This window comes from Shewanella mesophila (assembly GCF_019457515.1).
GTDB lineage: Bacteria > Pseudomonadota > Gammaproteobacteria > Enterobacterales > Shewanellaceae > Shewanella > Shewanella mesophila.
The window spans coordinates 2,794,930-2,812,783 of record NZ_CP080421.1 but is presented as its reverse complement, the minus strand read 5'-3'; the positions used below and the strand labels follow the sequence as shown (position 1 = coordinate 2,812,783).

The 17,854-nt window shown below is 41.7% G+C and carries 14 protein-coding genes; 11 read left to right on the top strand and 3 right to left on the bottom strand.

All coding sequences use genetic code 11. The features are described 5' to 3' along the window. Positions 1-56: 56 nt before the first annotated feature. From K0I73_RS12415 to K0I73_RS12390, 6 genes are all read left to right on the top strand, one after another. Positions 57-1,163: a protein-glutamate methylesterase/protein-glutamine glutaminase gene (locus K0I73_RS12415; RefSeq protein WP_220061412.1), complete on the top strand. Its 1,107-nt coding sequence runs from the start codon at positions 57-59 to the stop codon at positions 1,161-1,163. After that, the gene (locus K0I73_RS12410) at positions 1,156-1,755 is read left to right on the top strand and encodes a hypothetical protein (protein ID WP_220061411.1); all 600 of its coding nucleotides are present in this window, start codon (positions 1,156-1,158) and stop codon (positions 1,753-1,755) included. The genes K0I73_RS12415 and K0I73_RS12410 overlap by 8 nt, the downstream gene beginning before the upstream one ends. A 39-nt stretch (positions 1,756-1,794) precedes the next feature. Further along, positions 1,795-2,586: a ParA family protein gene (locus K0I73_RS12405; RefSeq protein WP_220061410.1), complete on the top strand. Its 792-nt coding sequence runs from the start codon at positions 1,795-1,797 to the stop codon at positions 2,584-2,586. After that, the gene (locus K0I73_RS12400) at positions 2,570-3,598 is read left to right on the top strand and encodes a chemotaxis protein CheW (protein WP_220061409.1); all 1,029 of its coding nucleotides are present in this window, start codon (positions 2,570-2,572) and stop codon (positions 3,596-3,598) included. The genes K0I73_RS12405 and K0I73_RS12400 overlap by 17 nt, the downstream gene beginning before the upstream one ends. A 7-nt stretch (positions 3,599-3,605) precedes the next feature. Further along, positions 3,606-4,100: a chemotaxis protein CheW gene (locus K0I73_RS12395; RefSeq protein WP_220061408.1), complete on the top strand. Its 495-nt coding sequence runs from the start codon at positions 3,606-3,608 to the stop codon at positions 4,098-4,100. A 117-nt stretch (positions 4,101-4,217) separates the two neighbouring features. After that, on the top strand, positions 4,218-4,619 hold the full coding sequence (locus tag K0I73_RS12390; protein WP_220064369.1) for a DUF2802 domain-containing protein: 402 nt from the start codon (positions 4,218-4,220) through the stop codon (positions 4,617-4,619). Between the two features lie 58 nt (positions 4,620-4,677). Here K0I73_RS12390 and K0I73_RS12385 read toward each other — a convergent pair whose 3' ends face one another. Beyond that, positions 4,678-5,025, bottom strand: coding sequence for an EscU/YscU/HrcU family type III secretion system export apparatus switch protein (locus K0I73_RS12385; RefSeq protein WP_220061407.1), 348 nt, complete (start codon positions 5,023-5,025; stop codon positions 4,678-4,680). Between the two features lie 20 nt (positions 5,026-5,045). Further along, a complete protein-coding gene (locus K0I73_RS12380) occupies positions 5,046-7,058 on the bottom strand; it encodes a hypothetical protein (RefSeq protein WP_220061406.1) in 2,013 nt (670 codons plus the stop codon). A gap of 186 nt (positions 7,059-7,244) precedes the next feature. On the opposite strand from K0I73_RS12380, the gene K0I73_RS12375 reads away from it, so the two are divergent. Continuing rightward, entirely contained in the window at positions 7,245-8,030 is a 786-nt protein-coding gene (locus K0I73_RS12375) for an MlaA family lipoprotein (protein ID WP_220061405.1), read from the top strand. Positions 8,031-8,152: 122 nt separating this feature from the next. After that, on the top strand, positions 8,153-9,256 hold the full coding sequence (locus K0I73_RS12370) for a response regulator (RefSeq protein WP_220061404.1): 1,104 nt from the start codon (positions 8,153-8,155) through the stop codon (positions 9,254-9,256). 122 nt (positions 9,257-9,378) lie between these two features. Here K0I73_RS12370 and K0I73_RS12365 read toward each other — a convergent pair whose 3' ends face one another. Then, entirely contained in the window at positions 9,379-10,848 is a 1,470-nt protein-coding gene (locus K0I73_RS12365; RefSeq protein ID WP_220061403.1) for a peptide MFS transporter, read from the bottom strand. Positions 10,849-12,711: 1,863 nt separating this feature from the next. Between K0I73_RS12365 and K0I73_RS12360 the strand changes: the two genes are divergently transcribed. The 3 genes from K0I73_RS12360 (at position 12,712) to K0I73_RS12350 (ending at position 17,850) form a co-directional block, all read left to right on the top strand. Then, entirely contained in the window at positions 12,712-15,477 is a 2,766-nt protein-coding gene (locus K0I73_RS12360) for an SLBB domain-containing protein (RefSeq protein WP_220064368.1), read from the top strand. Positions 15,478-15,624: 147 nt separating this feature from the next. Then, entirely contained in the window at positions 15,625-16,683 is a 1,059-nt protein-coding gene (wecA, locus tag K0I73_RS12355; RefSeq protein WP_220061402.1) for a UDP-N-acetylglucosamine--undecaprenyl-phosphate N-acetylglucosaminephosphotransferase, read from the top strand. A gap of 258 nt (positions 16,684-16,941) precedes the next feature. Next, positions 16,942-17,850, top strand: a complete 909-nt coding sequence (locus tag K0I73_RS12350; RefSeq protein ID WP_220061401.1) for a Wzz/FepE/Etk N-terminal domain-containing protein — start codon at positions 16,942-16,944, stop codon at positions 17,848-17,850. Positions 17,851-17,854: the final 4 nt, after the last annotated feature.

Sequence of the window (17,854 nt, the reverse complement as noted above, 5' to 3'; positions counted from 1 at the left end):
TCAAGTTGGCACCACGCTCTGTTTATAATGAAGTTTTGCTGTCGATAGGAAATTGAATGGCCATTAAAGTATTAGTAGTTGATGATTCGAGTTTTTTTCGTCGAAGAGTTAGTGAAATCGTTGCGAAGGATCCTGATTTAGAGGTCATTGGTGCCGCGACAAATGGAGCGGAAGCGGTAAAACTTGCACAGCAATTAAAACCTCAGGTTATCACTATGGATATTGAGATGCCTGTGATGGACGGTATTACGGCTGTCCGCGAGATCATGGCTAAATGCCCTACACCGATATTGATGTTCTCCTCATTGACACATGATGGCGCTAAAGCCACATTGGACGCGTTAGAAGCTGGGGCTTTGGACTTCTTACCTAAACGCTTTGAAGATATTGCGACCAATAAAGATGATGCGATTTTATTATTGCAGCAACGCATAAAAGCTTTAGGGCGTCGTCGAGTCTATCGACCCATCACGCCAAGAACTCAGCCACTAACAAGTAGCCGCACGGCGACGCAACCCGTAAGAGAAATTTCTCAACCCGTTAGGCAGCCGATTAGAAGCGCTCCTCCTCAAAGAGCGAGTGGGAAAAATTACAAAATGCTGCTCATCGGAACCTCGACTGGTGGCCCCGTAGCGCTGCAAAAGATTTTAACTAAGTTTCCAGCTAATTATCCGCATCCAATACTGTTGATCCAACATATGCCTGCGGCATTTACGCCTGCATTTGCCGCGCGTCTTAATGGCCTGTGTGCGATAGAAGTAAAAGAAGCGCAAAATGGGGATCAATTACGCTCAGGTTGTGCCTATTTAGCCCCTGGCGGTATGCAGATGATGCTTGAGCGTGGTGGTGTACATGGAAGAATTAAGATTATTCCTGGCACCGCAGATATGAACTACAAGCCTTGTGTCGATATCACCTTTGCTTCGGCATCAAAGTTAGTCGGTGGTGATACCTTGGCCGTTGTTCTTACCGGTATGGGGGCCGATGGTCGAGAAGGCGCTAGAATGTTAAAGGCGACCGGAGCGACTATTTGGGCTCAGGATGAAGCGAGCTGTGTTGTTTACGGTATGCCACAAGCTGTCGCTGCGGCAGGCCTATCTAGTCAGTCGATTGCGCTGGAAGATATGGCTGAGGCGATTATTAGAGAGAGCGGTCGTGGCTAGTTTAGGCAAAAGTAGCAGCATTTATATGGTGCTGGTACTTTTTTTGCTGCTAATTTCGACCATAGTAGCTGGTTCTCTTTATCTGGATATGCGCCATAAAAATAGTTTGCTTGAGGCGAGAATCGATCAGCTAGAGAAAAGCCAAGTGTTGTTAATGGTATCAGATGATCAAGCCCAGGCTTTAGCCGATTGGATGGCGAAAAATCCAGAGGTAACTCAAACACTAATTAAGCAAGCAAAGCCTGGCGTGCAAACCAGCGTTGAAATAGGGCCTGGTGTGGTTAGTAATGAGATACAAATAGAAAGTCATGCTGATGAGAATCTTAATGTTTCAATAAGCAGTGATATCAATAGGGCCACATCAGATGATAAGCAAAATGTAAACGATATCGTTATTCCAATGAGAGCCTCTGTTAGTGACGATGTAGTAGATAGTGCCCAAATAGATCAATCGGATTTAGCTGCGGATGGGTTAAAAGTCGACGAGCATAGCAAGATAGAAGTAATTAAACTGTCTGAAGATAAAGATGGTGTTAAAGTGATCAGCCTGCCTCATGGTGGCATTAGAGTGACAACACGCGAAGATAATTAGAATGACAAGCGGTAGCTTGGACTATTTAAGGGGTTTTTGTTGAAGATCTGGACCATAGCTAACCAAAAAGGTGGCGTAGGTAAAACCACGACGGTTGCAAGTTTGGCTGGTGCTCTGGCCAAACGTGGTAAGCGGGTATTAATGATTGATACCGATCCCCATGCATCTTTGGGCTACTACCTTGGTATCGATTCAGAAGAGGTGCCCGTTTCTCTTTATGACCTTTTTTTAAATCATAAATCATTTACTCGCGATACCGTATTAACTCATATTGTGCAGACAAAAGTTGAAGGGATAGATCTACTTCCTGCAACTATGGCATTGGCAACATTAGATCGCTCCCTTGGTCACCAAGGGGGGATGGGCTTGATATTAAAGAAACTACTTGCTCTACTTGAAGCTGATTATGATATCGCGCTGATCGACTGTCCTCCAGTGCTGGGTGTGCTAATGGTCAATGCATTGGCTGCCAGTCAGCATATTATAGTCCCGGTACAGACTGAGTTTTTAGCCATTAAGGGGCTCGATCGAATGGTTAAGACTATGACGCTTATGGGGCGTTCAAAAAATACTACATACAGCTACACCATAGTACCAACCATGTATGATAGAAGAACTAAAGCCTCACCCTCGGCGCTTACTCAGTTAGGTGAAGATTACGGTGATGTGTTATGGCCAGATGTTATTCCTGTCGATACCAAATTTAGGGATGCGAGTTTAGCCCATCTTCCAGCATCGCATTATGCAGGTAATACTCGCGGCGTTAAAGCCTACGATCGATTATTAGATTTCTTGCTTTCTAAGGAGTTTGCTCATGTCAAACTCAGTTGATGAAGCCGTATTCGATTATTTCGCCTTGCTGTTATCTGAGCCACTAAGCGAAGAAGAGCATGATGTCACCAAAGTCGCAGTAGGTGGCAATCTAAAATCTAGTGCTGCTAATGTGCAAGTTACCGATGGGGTTCATAACTTTGCGATAGATGAGTTGCCAAAAACTCAGATGCAAAGCACGGTTAAACCGAGTGTTGATTTACCGTCAATGGTGAAACATCAAGCGGAGCATCAGCTTAATAAGAGAGCCTTAGAACAGCTTTTAGCGCCAGTTGCTGAAGCGACATTGGTAATGAATGACCCCAGTGTTAGCATTGAAACCAAAGCGGTTATTGATAACGCTACGAGTGTAACTTCGGACTCCGACGAAAAAGTTGTGATTTCAACGACAAAACAAACAGTTGTTGATGCTCAAATTAATGAAAAGATTGAAACTTCAGCTAGTATTAAACTTGATAGCCAAAACATTGAAAAGTCGGAATTAGAAACTGATGTTAAGCGCCAAACACAAACTGGTGCAACGCCTCCAAGTGTGACCGAGGCGCTTATTGATACATTGGATGATGAGTTTCAGGTGTTGTTTTTTAAGGTTGCAGGCTTGACACTGGCAGTGCCGTTAGTAAGTCTTGGTGGCATTGTTCAGTTGGAGCGGGTCAATCACATTATGGGACGACCGGCTTGGTACCATGGCGTTCAAACTCATAGGGATTCACAACTTAACATCGTCGATACTTGTGCTTGGGTGATGCCCGAAAAATATGATGATAAACTGGCGCAATCTGTTGATTACCAATATATTGTATTGTTAGAGGATAGTAATTGGGGATTAGCTTGTGAATCCTTAGTTAATTCAGTAAAAATATTGAAATCAGAAGTTAACTGGCGTACCAAAGCGGGGAAACGTCCTTGGCTCGCTGGGGTAGTAAAACAACAGATGTGTGGCATACTTCATGTACAAGCATTGATTGAGTTATTAAATTTAGGATTGGGTAGTCAGGACTCTATTGACTGAGGTTTTTATGGCAGATGCAAAAAACGTTGCGGCAGTAGCTGCGAGTAAAGACGATGAAGTGTTGCAATGGGTAACGTTTCGTTTAGATAATGAAACTTATGGCATTAATGTAATGCAGGTTCAGGAGGTTCTACGCTATACCGAAATTGCTCCAGTACCAGGCGCACCCCATTATGTCTTAGGGATCATTAACCTGCGGGGTAATGTTGTTACAGTTATTGATACACGCTCTCGTTTTGGTTTAGCACCTTCTGATGTCGATGATTCTACACGGATCGTGATTATCGAAGCTGAAAAGCAGGTGATCGGCATTCTGGTTGATAGTGTTGCTGAGGTGGTTTATCTGCGTGGTTCAGAGATCGATAATGCACCAAACGTAGGTACCGAAGAAAGCGCTAAATTTATCCAAGGCGTTAGTAACCGTGACAATGAGCTACTTATTCTGGTCGATTTAGATAAGTTATTATCTGATGAAGAGTGGATGGAATTATCTCAGATATAGCCTGATCTGATTTGAGTTTGATTGCTGTGTTTAAAAGCCGTCGGTATTTATCGATGGCTTTTTAGTTGTGATATTTGAGCGAATTTTGCGGTTTAAAATAGAGTAGGGAAGTCTATGATTGGCGATGAAATGTTAATTGCAGCATTGCTGTACGTGATTGCCTGTTTAGGGCTTGTGCTATACCAACAAAAGCAGATGAGTAAATTAAGAACCAAGATCGATGCATTGACGCTACTCGTTAAAGAGAGTGACCGTCAACGTGAAGTTGTTAAGCGAGAACTGCAGGAACTTCGAACGGGTACCATAGGTGTTGGCCGTCGGATGTTGGAATTAGAAAAACGCGTGGCGAAACAAGATGCCCGTATTGATGAGACTAGCCAACAAGATCCGCAGGCACGACTCTATTCCAGAGCCATGAAGATGGTCGAACTAGGGGCTGGTGTCGATGAGTTAGTTAAAGAGTGCGAACTGCCAAAGGCAGAAGCCGAACTGTTACTTAGATTACATCGTAAAGCTTAAATTCCAGAGCTTTAGATTATTGAGTTTAAGGCAGCTGCATACAGAATATCATGTTAGATCAGACCTCTTCCATAATCTTGTTATGCATGTTGTCCCATCTTTCAGGAAACTTTCCATCTAGCATGTAGGCGAATGCGATCAGCTCTGCGATCAACAAATAGAGCTCTTTAGGGATCTCTTCGCCGATCTCTAGTTTCTGTAGAAAATTGCTTAAGTTTGTATCTTGATGAATATAGATCCCAGCCTCTTTTGCTAAGGCGATGATCTCCTCCGCAACTAAACTTTCTCCTTTCGCCGTGATTGTAGGCGCAGAGCTACCATTATATCGCAGCGCTGCAGCCTGCTTGGGTCTGTCCTTGTCTGTGTTACTGTTTGAGTCATTTTTTAAATGTTGATCGTCTGACATTATCTGATCCTATCGCTGTATTAGGCTTTTATCTTCACGAGGTAATGCTCACCAGGGAGCAAGCTTCCCGGCACCTTTGCTCTATGGGTGATAATATGATCGGCGACAAGGCCGATAGCGGAAATTTTCTGAGAGAGTGGCGTGAGTTTATCGTTAACCAGAGACAATAGTTTGTCACTATCTGAAGTAAATCCGAGTTTTAGTCTATTTTGGCTGACTTCTGCATTAACTAAGATGGCGCCGAGGGTTAAGTTAAACTTCAACTGTAAACGCCAGCGTTGACTTATAGAGTCATCTTCTTTGTTCTGTTCGAAGTGCCCTTCGAGCTCTTCCTGGCGGTTGTCCAGCATATAGGGCAGAGTGAAATACCAGTTAGTGGCTTGAGAGGTATCACTGCTCGCCTGTTGATATAGGGTTAGACCGGAAATTAACTTTCCCATCGCATCGCCAGTATTGGCTTTGTCTAATAGATTGAGCAGGGAAGAACGCATCCCCAATTTCTGTTGCAACTGGTTAAGATACTGATTTAATTGATTCGAATTAGATTGCTGATGTTGTCTCCCTAAAAGCAGCTGAAATAAAATGCCTATGGTACTGCTGTGACTACTACTCGCTAACTTAGGTAGCAAGGGGGAGACTATGGATGCAGAAACACTGTCTAAGAGCTCTTGACGTAATATTGTCGGAGTCGCCAGTTCCCCTAAGGCTCTTGGGAAAGCTAGAGGCTGAATTTGCTGAATTAATGTCAGTAGTGATCGCTTACTTATAAGTTGGTCATTGTCGCTATTTAGCAAGCTTTTATCAGCGATTAGGTTTAGCGCTTGATTGAGCCCTCTATGCATAGCTTTAACGTCACGAGCGTTAGCAGTAACGCTCGAATCAATGCTTCCTGTCCCAGATAGGCTTAATGGAGATTGCACTGCCGCTGTATTTACCTGCTGTGCACTAGTAGGCAGTAGCAGATTAGGTTGCGTTGTCACTGATGGTAAGGGGGGCATTAGTGCCTTTGAAGCCGATATTGATAAGACTTGTGTATTGATATTGTTTATTATTTTAAACAGTAGCGTGGTTGATAGTGGTGTTATTTGAGGTGCCGTAGATCGATTATCCAACATCGCCTGCCCTGTTGAAGATAGCGAAGCGACCTGCGCCGTATAAGTCGTTGAATTACTGATGTGTTTGATTATTGGGTCCGATATTTTCGTCTCAAACAGACTTGTTGGTGGCGATTGTGTGGTTAAGCTTAACAGCTGTTTGGACACTAGGCGTTGAGAAGCGGGAAACATGATATCGTCCGTGGCTGCTAATGGTTTAGCGAGAGCAACCAGCTGCTGCTGCGTTAGCGAGTGTTTACCAAGATTATGAACGAGTTGTCCGTATCCGCTAACAAGAGACGTTTTTTGTGTTAACGAGGATGCAGTTAAAGCGTCTTGGTTGATGGCCTTCTCTAGTTGGCCTCGTTCACCTGTAAGTGTTACAGAGATTTGAGCCAACTTGGGCGTTAATGCTAGCTGTAACTCGCCTTTTATACTCACTAAGCTTGCAGAGTAATCTCCATTGGGCAGTTGTCCCTGTGGCAGCTTAAATTGTATAGAAGGGGGGATGGAGACTAGATCGTTGATAATTTTCGCTTCACCAATTGGGTAACCTTGAGCTCTCTCTGCTAAATTGGTTAGTTGGGATATCGAAATGTTATTGCCCTTAATGTAGGCGAGCAAGGTTCGGGGCAAGTCTATGTTTTTAGCGGAGCCCAGTACTTGCAATAATCCTTTAATTTCATTTGCTGTAATCGATTGCGGGGTAAGTAGCACAGTTGACGAGGCTTGCTCAGAAGTGGTTTTTAACAGTTGTCGCTCAGCTGTCTGTTGGTATTCGATAGCGAGTGCCTGCTTGTTTAGAACGATTGCATCTTTAACCTCTGAAAATTGAATATTAACAGGAATTAACTTTTCTATTTGTGGAGCCTGAGTCAAATGAGATGGCTGCCCTACAGATACAGTTCCTTGGGTGATATTTAGATTTTGTTGACTCAAAACTTAGCTCCATTTGGGGGCGTTTGATTAATACATTTTACAAATTTCAATTTGACCTCGCCAATAGGGCGAGTATCCTTAGCCGTCTCAAAATGAAAATCAAACTGTGTAGTCTAGTATTACCTATATCGTCATTAAATGCTTCTGACTTTAACTGGGGTGATACTATTTAGGAACTAAAGGTATATGAAGTGTAAATGGATTGCGTTAAGTCTGCTTATTTTGGGTGTCCCTGTTGCAGCTCAAACCGTAAACCAAGGCGAAGCGATTGCTAAGGATAACAGCACTAAGGACGTGACTATCGTTTATAATGATCCCCGCGACCCGATAGAAGGCTTTAACCGAGCCATGTGGGATTTTAACTATCAATTTATGGACAGATATATCTATCGACCAGTCGCGCATACTTACAATGATTTTCTCCCTCGTCCAGTGAAAACAGGCGTCAATAATTTTGTCTTGAACTTTGAAGAGCCTAGTTCACTCGTTAATAACGCTTTACAAGGCAAATGGGGCTGGGCAGCTAATGCTGGCGGTCGATTCACCATAAATACCACTATCGGTCTTTTGGGGATCATTGATGTTGCCGATATGATGGGCATGTCACGCAAGCAAGATGAGTTCAATGAAGTGTTAGGTTATTACGGCGTGCCAAATGGTCCCTATTTCATGGCGCCATTTCTTGGGCCTTATGTTACTCGAGAATTAGCGTCAGATTGGGTTGATGGTCTATATTTTCCATTGTCAGACTTAACCATGTGGCAGTCTTTGGCGAAATGGGGACTGAAAAATTTGCATAAACGAGCTTCGGCTATCGATCAAGAGAGACTTGTCGATAATGCGCTAGACCCCTACACTTTTGTAAGGGAAGCATATTTCCAGCATCTCGATTATAAAGTTTATGATGGTGACGTACCGATATCGACAGATGATGACGAACTACTTGACGAATACATGAAAGAGCTCGATTAGCTTTAGAGATAATTGGGGGATTTGATTAACCACAATAGATGGGTGATCAATATTACTTATATAGTATAAGGACGTACTAGATTAGTTTGCTTTGCCTCACGAGCAAGGTATGAGGAAGCTTAATGGCGTTAGAAGATCTAGTAATATTGTTGGTCGAAGACGATCCTGTTTTTCGCAGTATAGTTGCGGCATTTTTAACAAACCGAGGCGCTACGGTTATCGAAGCCGATGACGGTCAGCAAGGGCTAGAGCGGTTTTGCCAACGAGATTTTGATATCGTACTTGCCGATTTGAGTATGCCGATCTTGGGCGGTTTAGAGATGCTTAAACAGATGATTAAGCGTAAACCTAGCACTCAGTCTATCGTCATTTCAGGCAATCAAGTGATGGCCGATGTCGTTGAAGCTCTGCGGGTCGGCGCGTGCGATTATTTAGTCAAACCTGTCAATGATCTCTGCCTAATAGAAAATGCCATACATCAGTGTTTGGGTGATACAAATCAGCAAGATGTTCAGATTGATGAACTTGAAGAACTCTCATATCAGGAGCTAGAAGAACACCTTGCACTACTAGAGCAAAATGCCGAAGCAGCCAAGAGTGTTCAGCAACAGCTTTTCCCACCTTCAGAAATAGACTATCCCAAAGCAAAAATCGATTACAGCCTTTTCAAGAATGACGATGTTAGTGCTTACTTTATTGATAGTGCGAATGTTGGTGACCAGTACTTAATTATGTATATGGCACACTTTCACCCACAAGATAATCGCTGCGCATTTGCGAGTGTGTTGCTCAAGAGTTTTGTTAATCAGAAGCTTAAGTTATTTCGAAACGGCAATACGCAAACGGTGATAGAGCCATTCAATATGCTCAGTTATCTCAATGAACGCATGACTAAATCGGGTCTAGATATCTATGTGGATATCGTCTATGTGGTCGTAGAGCTAAATCATTTCCGAGCGTCTATTGCACAAGCTGGTAAAGGACTTCGCTGTTATATTCGTAATGAAGAGGGACTATTACCCCTAGCAATGCCTGATTCACTCCAAATTGGGATTTTAGAGTGGGGACAACCTAGCATTCAATTTAGAAACTTAATGCCAAGAGAGAGCTTGTGCATTGTTTCAAGTATTCCTGAACATAAGGAAATGCTACTTACCAATGAGTTCCTAGGGTTGGCATATCAAACGACGGTTACCCCTGGTGGTTATGTGCAGATGAGTTTTTGATGATATGGCTAAGAGCTAAGAGCTAAGAGCTAAGAGCTAAGAGCTAAGAGCTAAGAGTAAAGCATAAATAAAAACGCCCCACTATGACAAGTGGGGCGTTTTTAGTTCTGTAATACTACAACTTATCTTTTAATCGCTTCATGCTCTGCAGTCACAGCGATCTCTTCTTCTAAGGCTTCTTCTTCAGTATGGTGACCGTCTTCAGCACCATGCATCCAGTCAACTAGCTTGTCTGACATGAAATATAGAATGACACCCGAAAGCGCCGCCGTAATGGCAATACCAGCGAAGATAGACATAGCGTTTGCAAGTTGTTCTTCTTTGGCACCACCGTGGCCAATGAATGAACCAACAACACCACCAATTTTGTTGGCCGCTGCCACAAACAGGAACCATGCGCCCATCATTAATGAGGCAATACGCAGTGGAGCCAACTTAGTCACCATAGAAAGGCCGATAGGCGATAGACATAGTTCGCCCATAGTATGGAAGAAGTATGCGCCGACCAACCACCACATGCTTGACTTAGCACTCGCGTCGCCGCCCATTTCAAGCACGGCGCCAATCATAAATAGGAAACCAATACCCAATAGGATAAGACCTAACGCGAATTTAACTGGAGAGTTAGGCTCATTTTTACCTAAGCGGATCCAGATAGAAGCTACCACTGGCGCAAAAATAACGATGAACATAGCGTTTAGTGATTGGAACCAAGTTGTTGGTACTTCCCATGAACCTATCATTCGGTCGGTGAAGTCATTGGTAAACAAGTTCATCAAACCGCCAGCTTGTTCGAAGCCAGCCCAGAAAATGATAGTGAACAAACCCATGATCATGATCACTTTAATGCGATCGCGTTCGACTTTGGTCAGTGGCTCTTTACGTACTTCGCCACGTTCGGCCGCCTTTTGTTTTTCAAGTTGTGCTGCTGGTACGCGGCCAATGTCGCCAAGTAACTTTTGTGCAAATACAAATTGAATGATTAATGACAGCACCATACCAATACCAGCACATAGGAAACCAGCTTGGAAGTTACCGTCAAAATAGGCAACGACAGAGCCTACGATAATACCAGAGAGGAATGCACCAACGTTGATACCCATATAGAAGATAGTGAAAGCACCATCGCGGCGGTGATCGCCTTCTTCATATAGATCACCCACCATGGTGGAAATATTGGGTTTAAATAAGCCGTTACCTAAGATAAGTACACCTAAGCCAACGTAAAAAACCTCAGTTTCCATACCCTGAACCCAAGCGTGTGGCGTACCAAGAATAAATTGACCCGCAGCCATTAATGCGCCGCCAATGACAATAGCCTTACGTTGACCTAGGTAGGTATCTGCTAACCAACCACCGATAAGCGGGGTTAAGTAAACAAGGCCTGTAAATGTACCATAGAGCGAAAGTGCATCGGCTTGGGTCCAACCCAATCCATGACCACCTTGCGATTGAACTGCGTCGACAAGATATAAAACCAAAATCGCACGCATTGCGTAATAACTGAATCGTTCCCATAATTCTGTTGTAAATAACAGGAATAATCCCTTAGGATGCCCGAGCATCGTACCTTGGGGTTTAGCTACGCTCATGTAAGTCTTCCACCTTCAGCTTGTGATTGCCTACATAAAAATATATGTAGAAAAATTTGTTGTTGCGAGTGTTATCAATATCTTAACAAGCAATGATCAACCTCTTTATCCATTAGGAACTTTGTGGCTTTTATGTGATCTGCCTGCTGTAGATTTTTGTTATATTTAATATTTAGAGCACTAAATTGTTTCAAACCCACCTTATATACCCTTTTAGCAGGCTAAAAGTCAATTTGATCAACCTAAACGGCCACTTATTAGGCGTATGTTAACAGTCATTGAGCAGTCATCGTGTAGTGATGTAGTGAACGCCCCTGTCCCCAAGTTTGGTTCAATTAGCATCCGCGTTTGATGAATATTAACCAACTTTCTGGGTGGGCCTGCCTCTATGGTTAAGCTAGGCACCAACGTCCAAGGTTCGTTGGCAGTAAGCGCATAAGTTCATTGAGCCCAATGGTTACAATTGGTTGTTAGGTAATCCTATGACAAACAAGGTTTTTTACCGGTAAGGCCAACCTGCTTTGTCCGACCATATGGCTTGCGGATAGCGTTCTCTTAATGAGAATTAGCGCCTAAAGGGATAAGGCCGATATACGCTCAAATCTTTGGCGAGACCTAGTCAATATCAATCGAGTTGTTCTACAGTTCAAAACCAAGGATTACGAAAACTGCCAATCGAACTTATTGGATTCTGAGTTGAGGAAGGGATTTGAGGCCGAGTGTAGCGGTAAGGTGATAAGTTTCTGATTTACTTCAAGGCGCTGGCAAATGAGTCAATAAAGGTGCCGAACATATGGTCGTGAATCAATCATTCACTAAGTGTTGCAAAAGTTGAGATGGAATTACCGTGGCATTTGTGTTGCAAATTGCAATCGCATCGTAAAAGGATATTTTCAAATGCCTAGGATATTTGTTATGATTCTGCCAGTGAATAGGACGTCACGTAAACTATCGTTATGTTTGCATACGCATCAGTCTGAGCGTCTTGCAAGTTCTACATGGTGCGAATGTGAACGCCGATGTAGTTAATGTTGTTTTTAACGATTAAAATTAGACGTAAAGGAAGTTACGATGTCTCGGTATTCTTCTATGTTGTAAACTGCGAAGCGAAAGCAATAAATAATCTTAAATTTCAAAAGCTTGTAGCTTCGCTTCCGACTTTTCCTGAGCGAGTATAGCAACGGTGAAGCAAATTTCACCGTTCTAATGCCGCCTATTCATCTATTTTGAGTCTCTATGTGTGTCACTTAACGAGTGGGGCTATCGTACTTGCTTTCGGAGCGGTAACAGATCGTTTAAAAATAAGGTCGTCAATGTGACTTAAATCATAGAGAACATTCTCTGCTTGGTTAGCTCTGGCGATCTATATAGTACTTCATAGCGAATGAACAAAAGTGAGTCGTTTGAAGAAGGTTGAGTTTTAGCATATAACATCTTTATCCATTGGTTTTAGAGGGAATATTTGCATGAAATTGCAGATGGGAGAAGCTTTGATAAAGGTGTTATAAAAGTAAGCCAGTAAAATCGGCTATGACATAGCTGTTACTACAAATGTTTTTAATGCCATACTAACGGTGCTGTGTGTTATCTATTTGTTTGTAAATTGTTTTTTTGTGTCAACTTATCCATCTAAAGTTTGTTTCTTTTCGCTGACTACTGTACTGATGTTGTTAAAAGCGTATAATCAAGCACAATTTTAGCCGATATCTTTATTTATAGAAAGAGGCTCGCTAGTAAGTGACTGTAAAGAGTTGTTATAGAGCTGAAATAAAGTGGGTTCAACGTATTGAATTTATAGGGTTGCTTTATGGATAAGGCCTTATTATCAGACAAGTGTAGGTTGTTTTATTCTCGGAGAATATGGTGTTACTAAAAGTTAAGAAACTCATTCTAGTAAGCATAGGTCTTATATGTTTAACAATTGGGTCGGCGCATGCTGTAACCCCATCACTGCAAATGATGGAAAAATTCAAGAGCTTGCCTAAAGCCGAACAGGAGCGATTGGCAAAGCAATATGGATTAGATCCTTCTGCGATAAGTGCCGATTCGAACAGTTCTCAGCAGCAATTGGGTAGTCAATCAATAATTAACCCTAGAGAAATTAAGGATGAACAAACCAAGGCTTTAAAAGAACAGCAACTTATTGTCGAAGAAGTGCATCAATTTTTAAAAGATCAAAAAGACAAAGAAACTAAGAAACTGAAGCCTTATGGTTATGACTTGTTTGAAGGCGAACCGATGACTTTTGCTCCTGTGTCAGATATTCCTATTCCAGGGGAGTACCTAGTCGGTCCAGGAGATAATATCAAGGTCCAACTCTATGGAAAGGAAAATAAAGAGTACGATTTAGTTATTAGCCGAGATGGGACTATTCAATTTCCTCAGTTGGGCCCAATATCTGTATCTGGTTTAAAGTTTGACGATCTACGTCAAACTGTTTCTGCGCGTATTAAGCAGCAGATGATAGGTGTTGAAACGAATATTACAATGGGTGAACTTCGTTCTATTCGCATTTTTGTTGCGGGAGACGCCTATAAACCAGGTTCATATACCGTATCTAGTCTTTCTACGATCACACAAGCTCTGTTTGTAGCTGGAGGTATCGCAGAAATAGGTTCTTTAAGAAATATTCAGTTGAAACGCAAAGGGAAGTTGATTGGTAAGTTGGATCTTTATGACCTACTAATGCGGGGGGATGCATCTAATGATATGCGATTGCGTTCCGGGGATGTCGTCTTTATTCCGTCAGTTGGAGGATTGATATCTGTAGACGGTGAAGTTCGACGTCCAGCTATTTATGAGCTTAAGGGTAATGAGTCTATTGATGAGGTCATTGCCATGTCTGGTGGACTTAAAGAGGGAGCTTATCCAAAAAGTAGTAGCATCGAGCGTTACAATAAACAAGGTCTCAAAACAATAAAAAATATTGATCTGACTACCGATTTTGGCCGAATGACAAGAGTTAAAGCTGGCGATATTCTTAAAGTAAAAACATCTACCTCTCAGTTTGAAAATGCTGTAACTGTTATAGGTGCTGTAATCCGTCCTGGTAAGTATCAATGGTATCAAGGACAAAAAATCAGTGATCTACTTCCATCTATCTGGGGAGATTTCCAACCTTCTGCTGACCTTGACTATGCTATTGTTGTACGCGAAATTAATAAATATGGTGACATTCAGGTACATCAATTTGCGCCATCTCAAGCAATTATTGATAAATCGGAAGACCAAGACCTTGAGCTAAGTCCTCGTGATATTGTAATGGTATTTAACTTTAGAGATGGTGCTCAAAATCGTTTCGAGTTGAATAAACTTGTTAGAGAAAGAGTTGAGAAAGTTGTACAACTTGTCGGCGATAACTCGTTGTCAAAAGACTTATTTAGTGCGGGTTTTGTACAATTAGAAACTCAAAAGTTGACAGATCGTAGCCAGTTAGGTGGTGTCGTAGTTGCCAAAGAGCAAGTTGAAGATGATCAAACTTTAGCAATCAAAGGTGAAGTTAACAGAATGATGGCGAATCTATTTGAGGACCCTGAACTTATTCGTCTTAGTAGCCTAATGAACCGTAAAGAGTTGCTTTATCCCATTATCATGAAGCTAAATTATCAAAGTAGATCGGGTGAAGGAGTCCAAGTTGTTGCGGTTAAGGGACAAGTTTATTATCAGGGCATGTATCCTTTAGCTGTTAATGCTAGGGTTTCTGATTTGGTTATAGCTGCCGGAGGCCTAAAAGAAGGTGCTTATACATCTAGGGCTGAGTTGACAAGAACTATTACGTTATCAGATGGCTCAAGTATCACTCATGAGAATATTGAATTACTAAAAGCTATAGATGGCGAACCTAGTTCAGACTTACAACTGAAAGGTAGAGATATTCTGACAGTGATGACTACGCCAGAATGGCAAGAAAATAAATCCGTTGAAATTCGTGGAGAAGTTCGCTTTCCGGGAGTTTATAATATAAGCAGGGGTGAGACATTAAAAGATGTTATTGAGAGGGCCGGCGGCTTTACAAGTTATGCTTATCTACCTTCAGCGGTATTTGTTCGAGAATCTGTCCGTCTCCAAGAACAATTGGAGATTAAAAAGTTAGCAGATCAGTTGCGAAGAGATATTGCAACACGCGGTGTATCTAAAGATGGTGATGTCGTTAATTATAGCGATGCCAAGATGATGCTAACAGACCTTGAGAATATTGAGGCTGTAGGCCGTTTAGTTGTAGACCTTTCTGCTATATCAATTGGTATTGAACAAGCTGATCTTCAACTAGAGGATTCTGATGTGCTTTATGTGCCGTCAACTAAGCAGACTATTGCTGTTATGGGCGAAGTCCAGCACGCTGCTACTCATAGATACAAACAAGGGTTAACTGTTGATGAATATCTTAGTATGTCAGGTGGTGTAAGAGAAAGAGCTGATGATGGCCGAACATATGTTATTAAAGCTAATGGCTCCGTTATACTGCCTAGCCGTTCAATTTGGTTTAGTAGTGAGGATAGTTTACAACCTGGGGATACCATCATTGTTCCCTTGGATACCGAGTATAAAGATAACTTATCGCTTTGGTCACAGGTTACTAGTATCGTTTATAACACAGCTGTCGCATTTGCCGCTATCGCTAATCTTTAAGTAGAAGATGGAAATCTTAATGTAAGCATTAACTCTATGCAAAAGCGTTATAGTAACGCTTTTGCACATACTTTATGTAAAAGAAGCGATACAAATTGTCGCCGATGTATAGTGTTCCATTCGTGTAAGTAAATAAGGAAAGCGTTCATGGATTATTTGATCCCCCTGAGTTGCTCTTTTTTTGTATCATTCTTAGTCATACGATGGATTATTCCCGTGGCTGAGAAAGTAGGTTTAGTTGATATCCCTACAGGGCGAAAACAGCATAACGGTAGGGTGCCATTGATTGGCGGATTTGCAATATATCTTAGTGTTATGACAACTAGCTTAATTTTTATCCCTGATAATCAGTCGCTTAATATCTATCTAGTCTCAGCTTCGTTAATCCTGTTTATCGGTATATTAGACGATAAATACGATATACCTGTACGATACCGTTTGGTTGCTCAGGTGATAGTCGCGTCAATGATGATCTTTGGTGCCGGGTTGTATTTGAAAGATCTCGGAGATTTGCTAGGCTTTGGTTTCATTTCGCTTGGCTTTGTTGGCGTATTTATCACTGTTATTGCTGTGATCGGAGCAATTAATGCCTTCAATATGGTTGACGGTATAGATGGGTTAGCCGGAATGCTTAGCCTAATAACGTTTGCTGGCTTAGCCTTTTTGTTGAGTCGAGTTGGGAGTGATTGGTATCTTTTGCCTATGTTGTTTATTGCAGCTTTGGTTGCGTATTTAATGTTTAACTTAGGCTGGCCTAATAAGATACTTAGAAAAGTATTTATGGGTGATGCTGGAAGTATGTTAATAGGTCTGACTGTGGTCTGGCTTCTTGTCATTGGAGTTGATGATAGTGGTGTCAATGCATTCAGACCTGTCACAGCACTCTATCTTATCGCTATACCTTTGATGGATATGGCTGCAATAATGTTAAGAAGAATCAATAAAGGCGACTCACCCTTTAAGCCTGATCGTGATCACTTACATCATATATTTATGAGAGCTGGATTTAGTCCGTTACAGTCGTTAGCTATCATTAGTGTTTGTGCTAGTATATTTGCTTTTATAGGCGTTTTATCTGAACTCTATCTGGTACCTGAAGCCATTATGTTTATCGGCTTTCTTGTTATATTTGCACTCTATAGTTATGCGATTCAGCATGCTTGGCAAATTATTTCAACCTTTAGAAATTTAATGCGTAGAACGTAGTTCGATATTTTTTTAAGGTTTTTATCGTTAATTTTGAATAGGTTATACTTACTTCGGTTTTCGCAATGCAATGAAGCTAGCTGTAACAGGGCTTACTAAAACTCGTTATATATGGGATCCTCTGTTGATAATGCAATATGGAAATATGATGATATTTAGTGTATTAAATTTCATTATATTTTTCATTTAGAGCTTATTTTTACAAGGAAATTAAGAATTTCTGAGCTTTTATCGCTCACGTATTCATAGAACATAATTATGCAAAAGCAAGAAATAGAGATTGATATAAAAGACTTACTCACATCTTTGTGGCGTCAGAAATTTTTAATCATAATTATCACTACAATATTCGCAGTAACCTCAGTGCTGTTTGCTCTTTCTTTGCCCAACCTATACAAAGCGGAGGTTTTGTTGGCTCCAGCTCTTGAAGACTCGCAGATGTCTGGTGCACTTAATCAGCTGGGCGGGATAGCTGCTATGGCTGGGATAAATGTGGGGGGAAAGCTGGGAGCTTCAAGAGTGGATTTGGCACTAGAGACGCTGAAATCGCGCAAATTTACACAACACTTTATCGACAAACGAAACATACTTATCCCGTTAATGGCTATGGAGCGCTGGGATGCACTTAGTGGAGAAGTCGTCATTAAGTCTGATCTATATGATGAAAGCTCCCATAAGTGGATTCGTCCTGTTGCTGAAGGCAAGTCAGTTATCCCGACTGCATGGGAGGCTTATAAAGAATTTGAGCTGATAGTTGATTATGAACGGTTGAAAATGGGCGGCTTTATCAAATTATCGGTAGAGTCACAATCACCCTATTTAGCACAACAATGGGCTGATTGGTTGGTGGATGACTTGAATCAATGGATAAAGAAAGGCGATATAAAAGAGTTTACCGCAAATATTACCTATATTAATGAAAAAATAAATTCCACCCAAGTGGCTGAAATGCAGAAGGTTTTCTATCAGTTGGTAGAGGAGCAAACTAAAAGGCTGATGCTTGCAGAGGTTCAAGAGGAGTATGTGTTCAAGGTAATCGATCCTGCGGTTGTTCCCGAAGAGAAAGACTCTCCTCGCAGAGCTATTATATGTATTTTGGGGACGTTTATCGGGGGATTCTTAGCACTTTTGATTGCTTTGATTCGTCATATTCTGGCGAGAAAGTAACTAC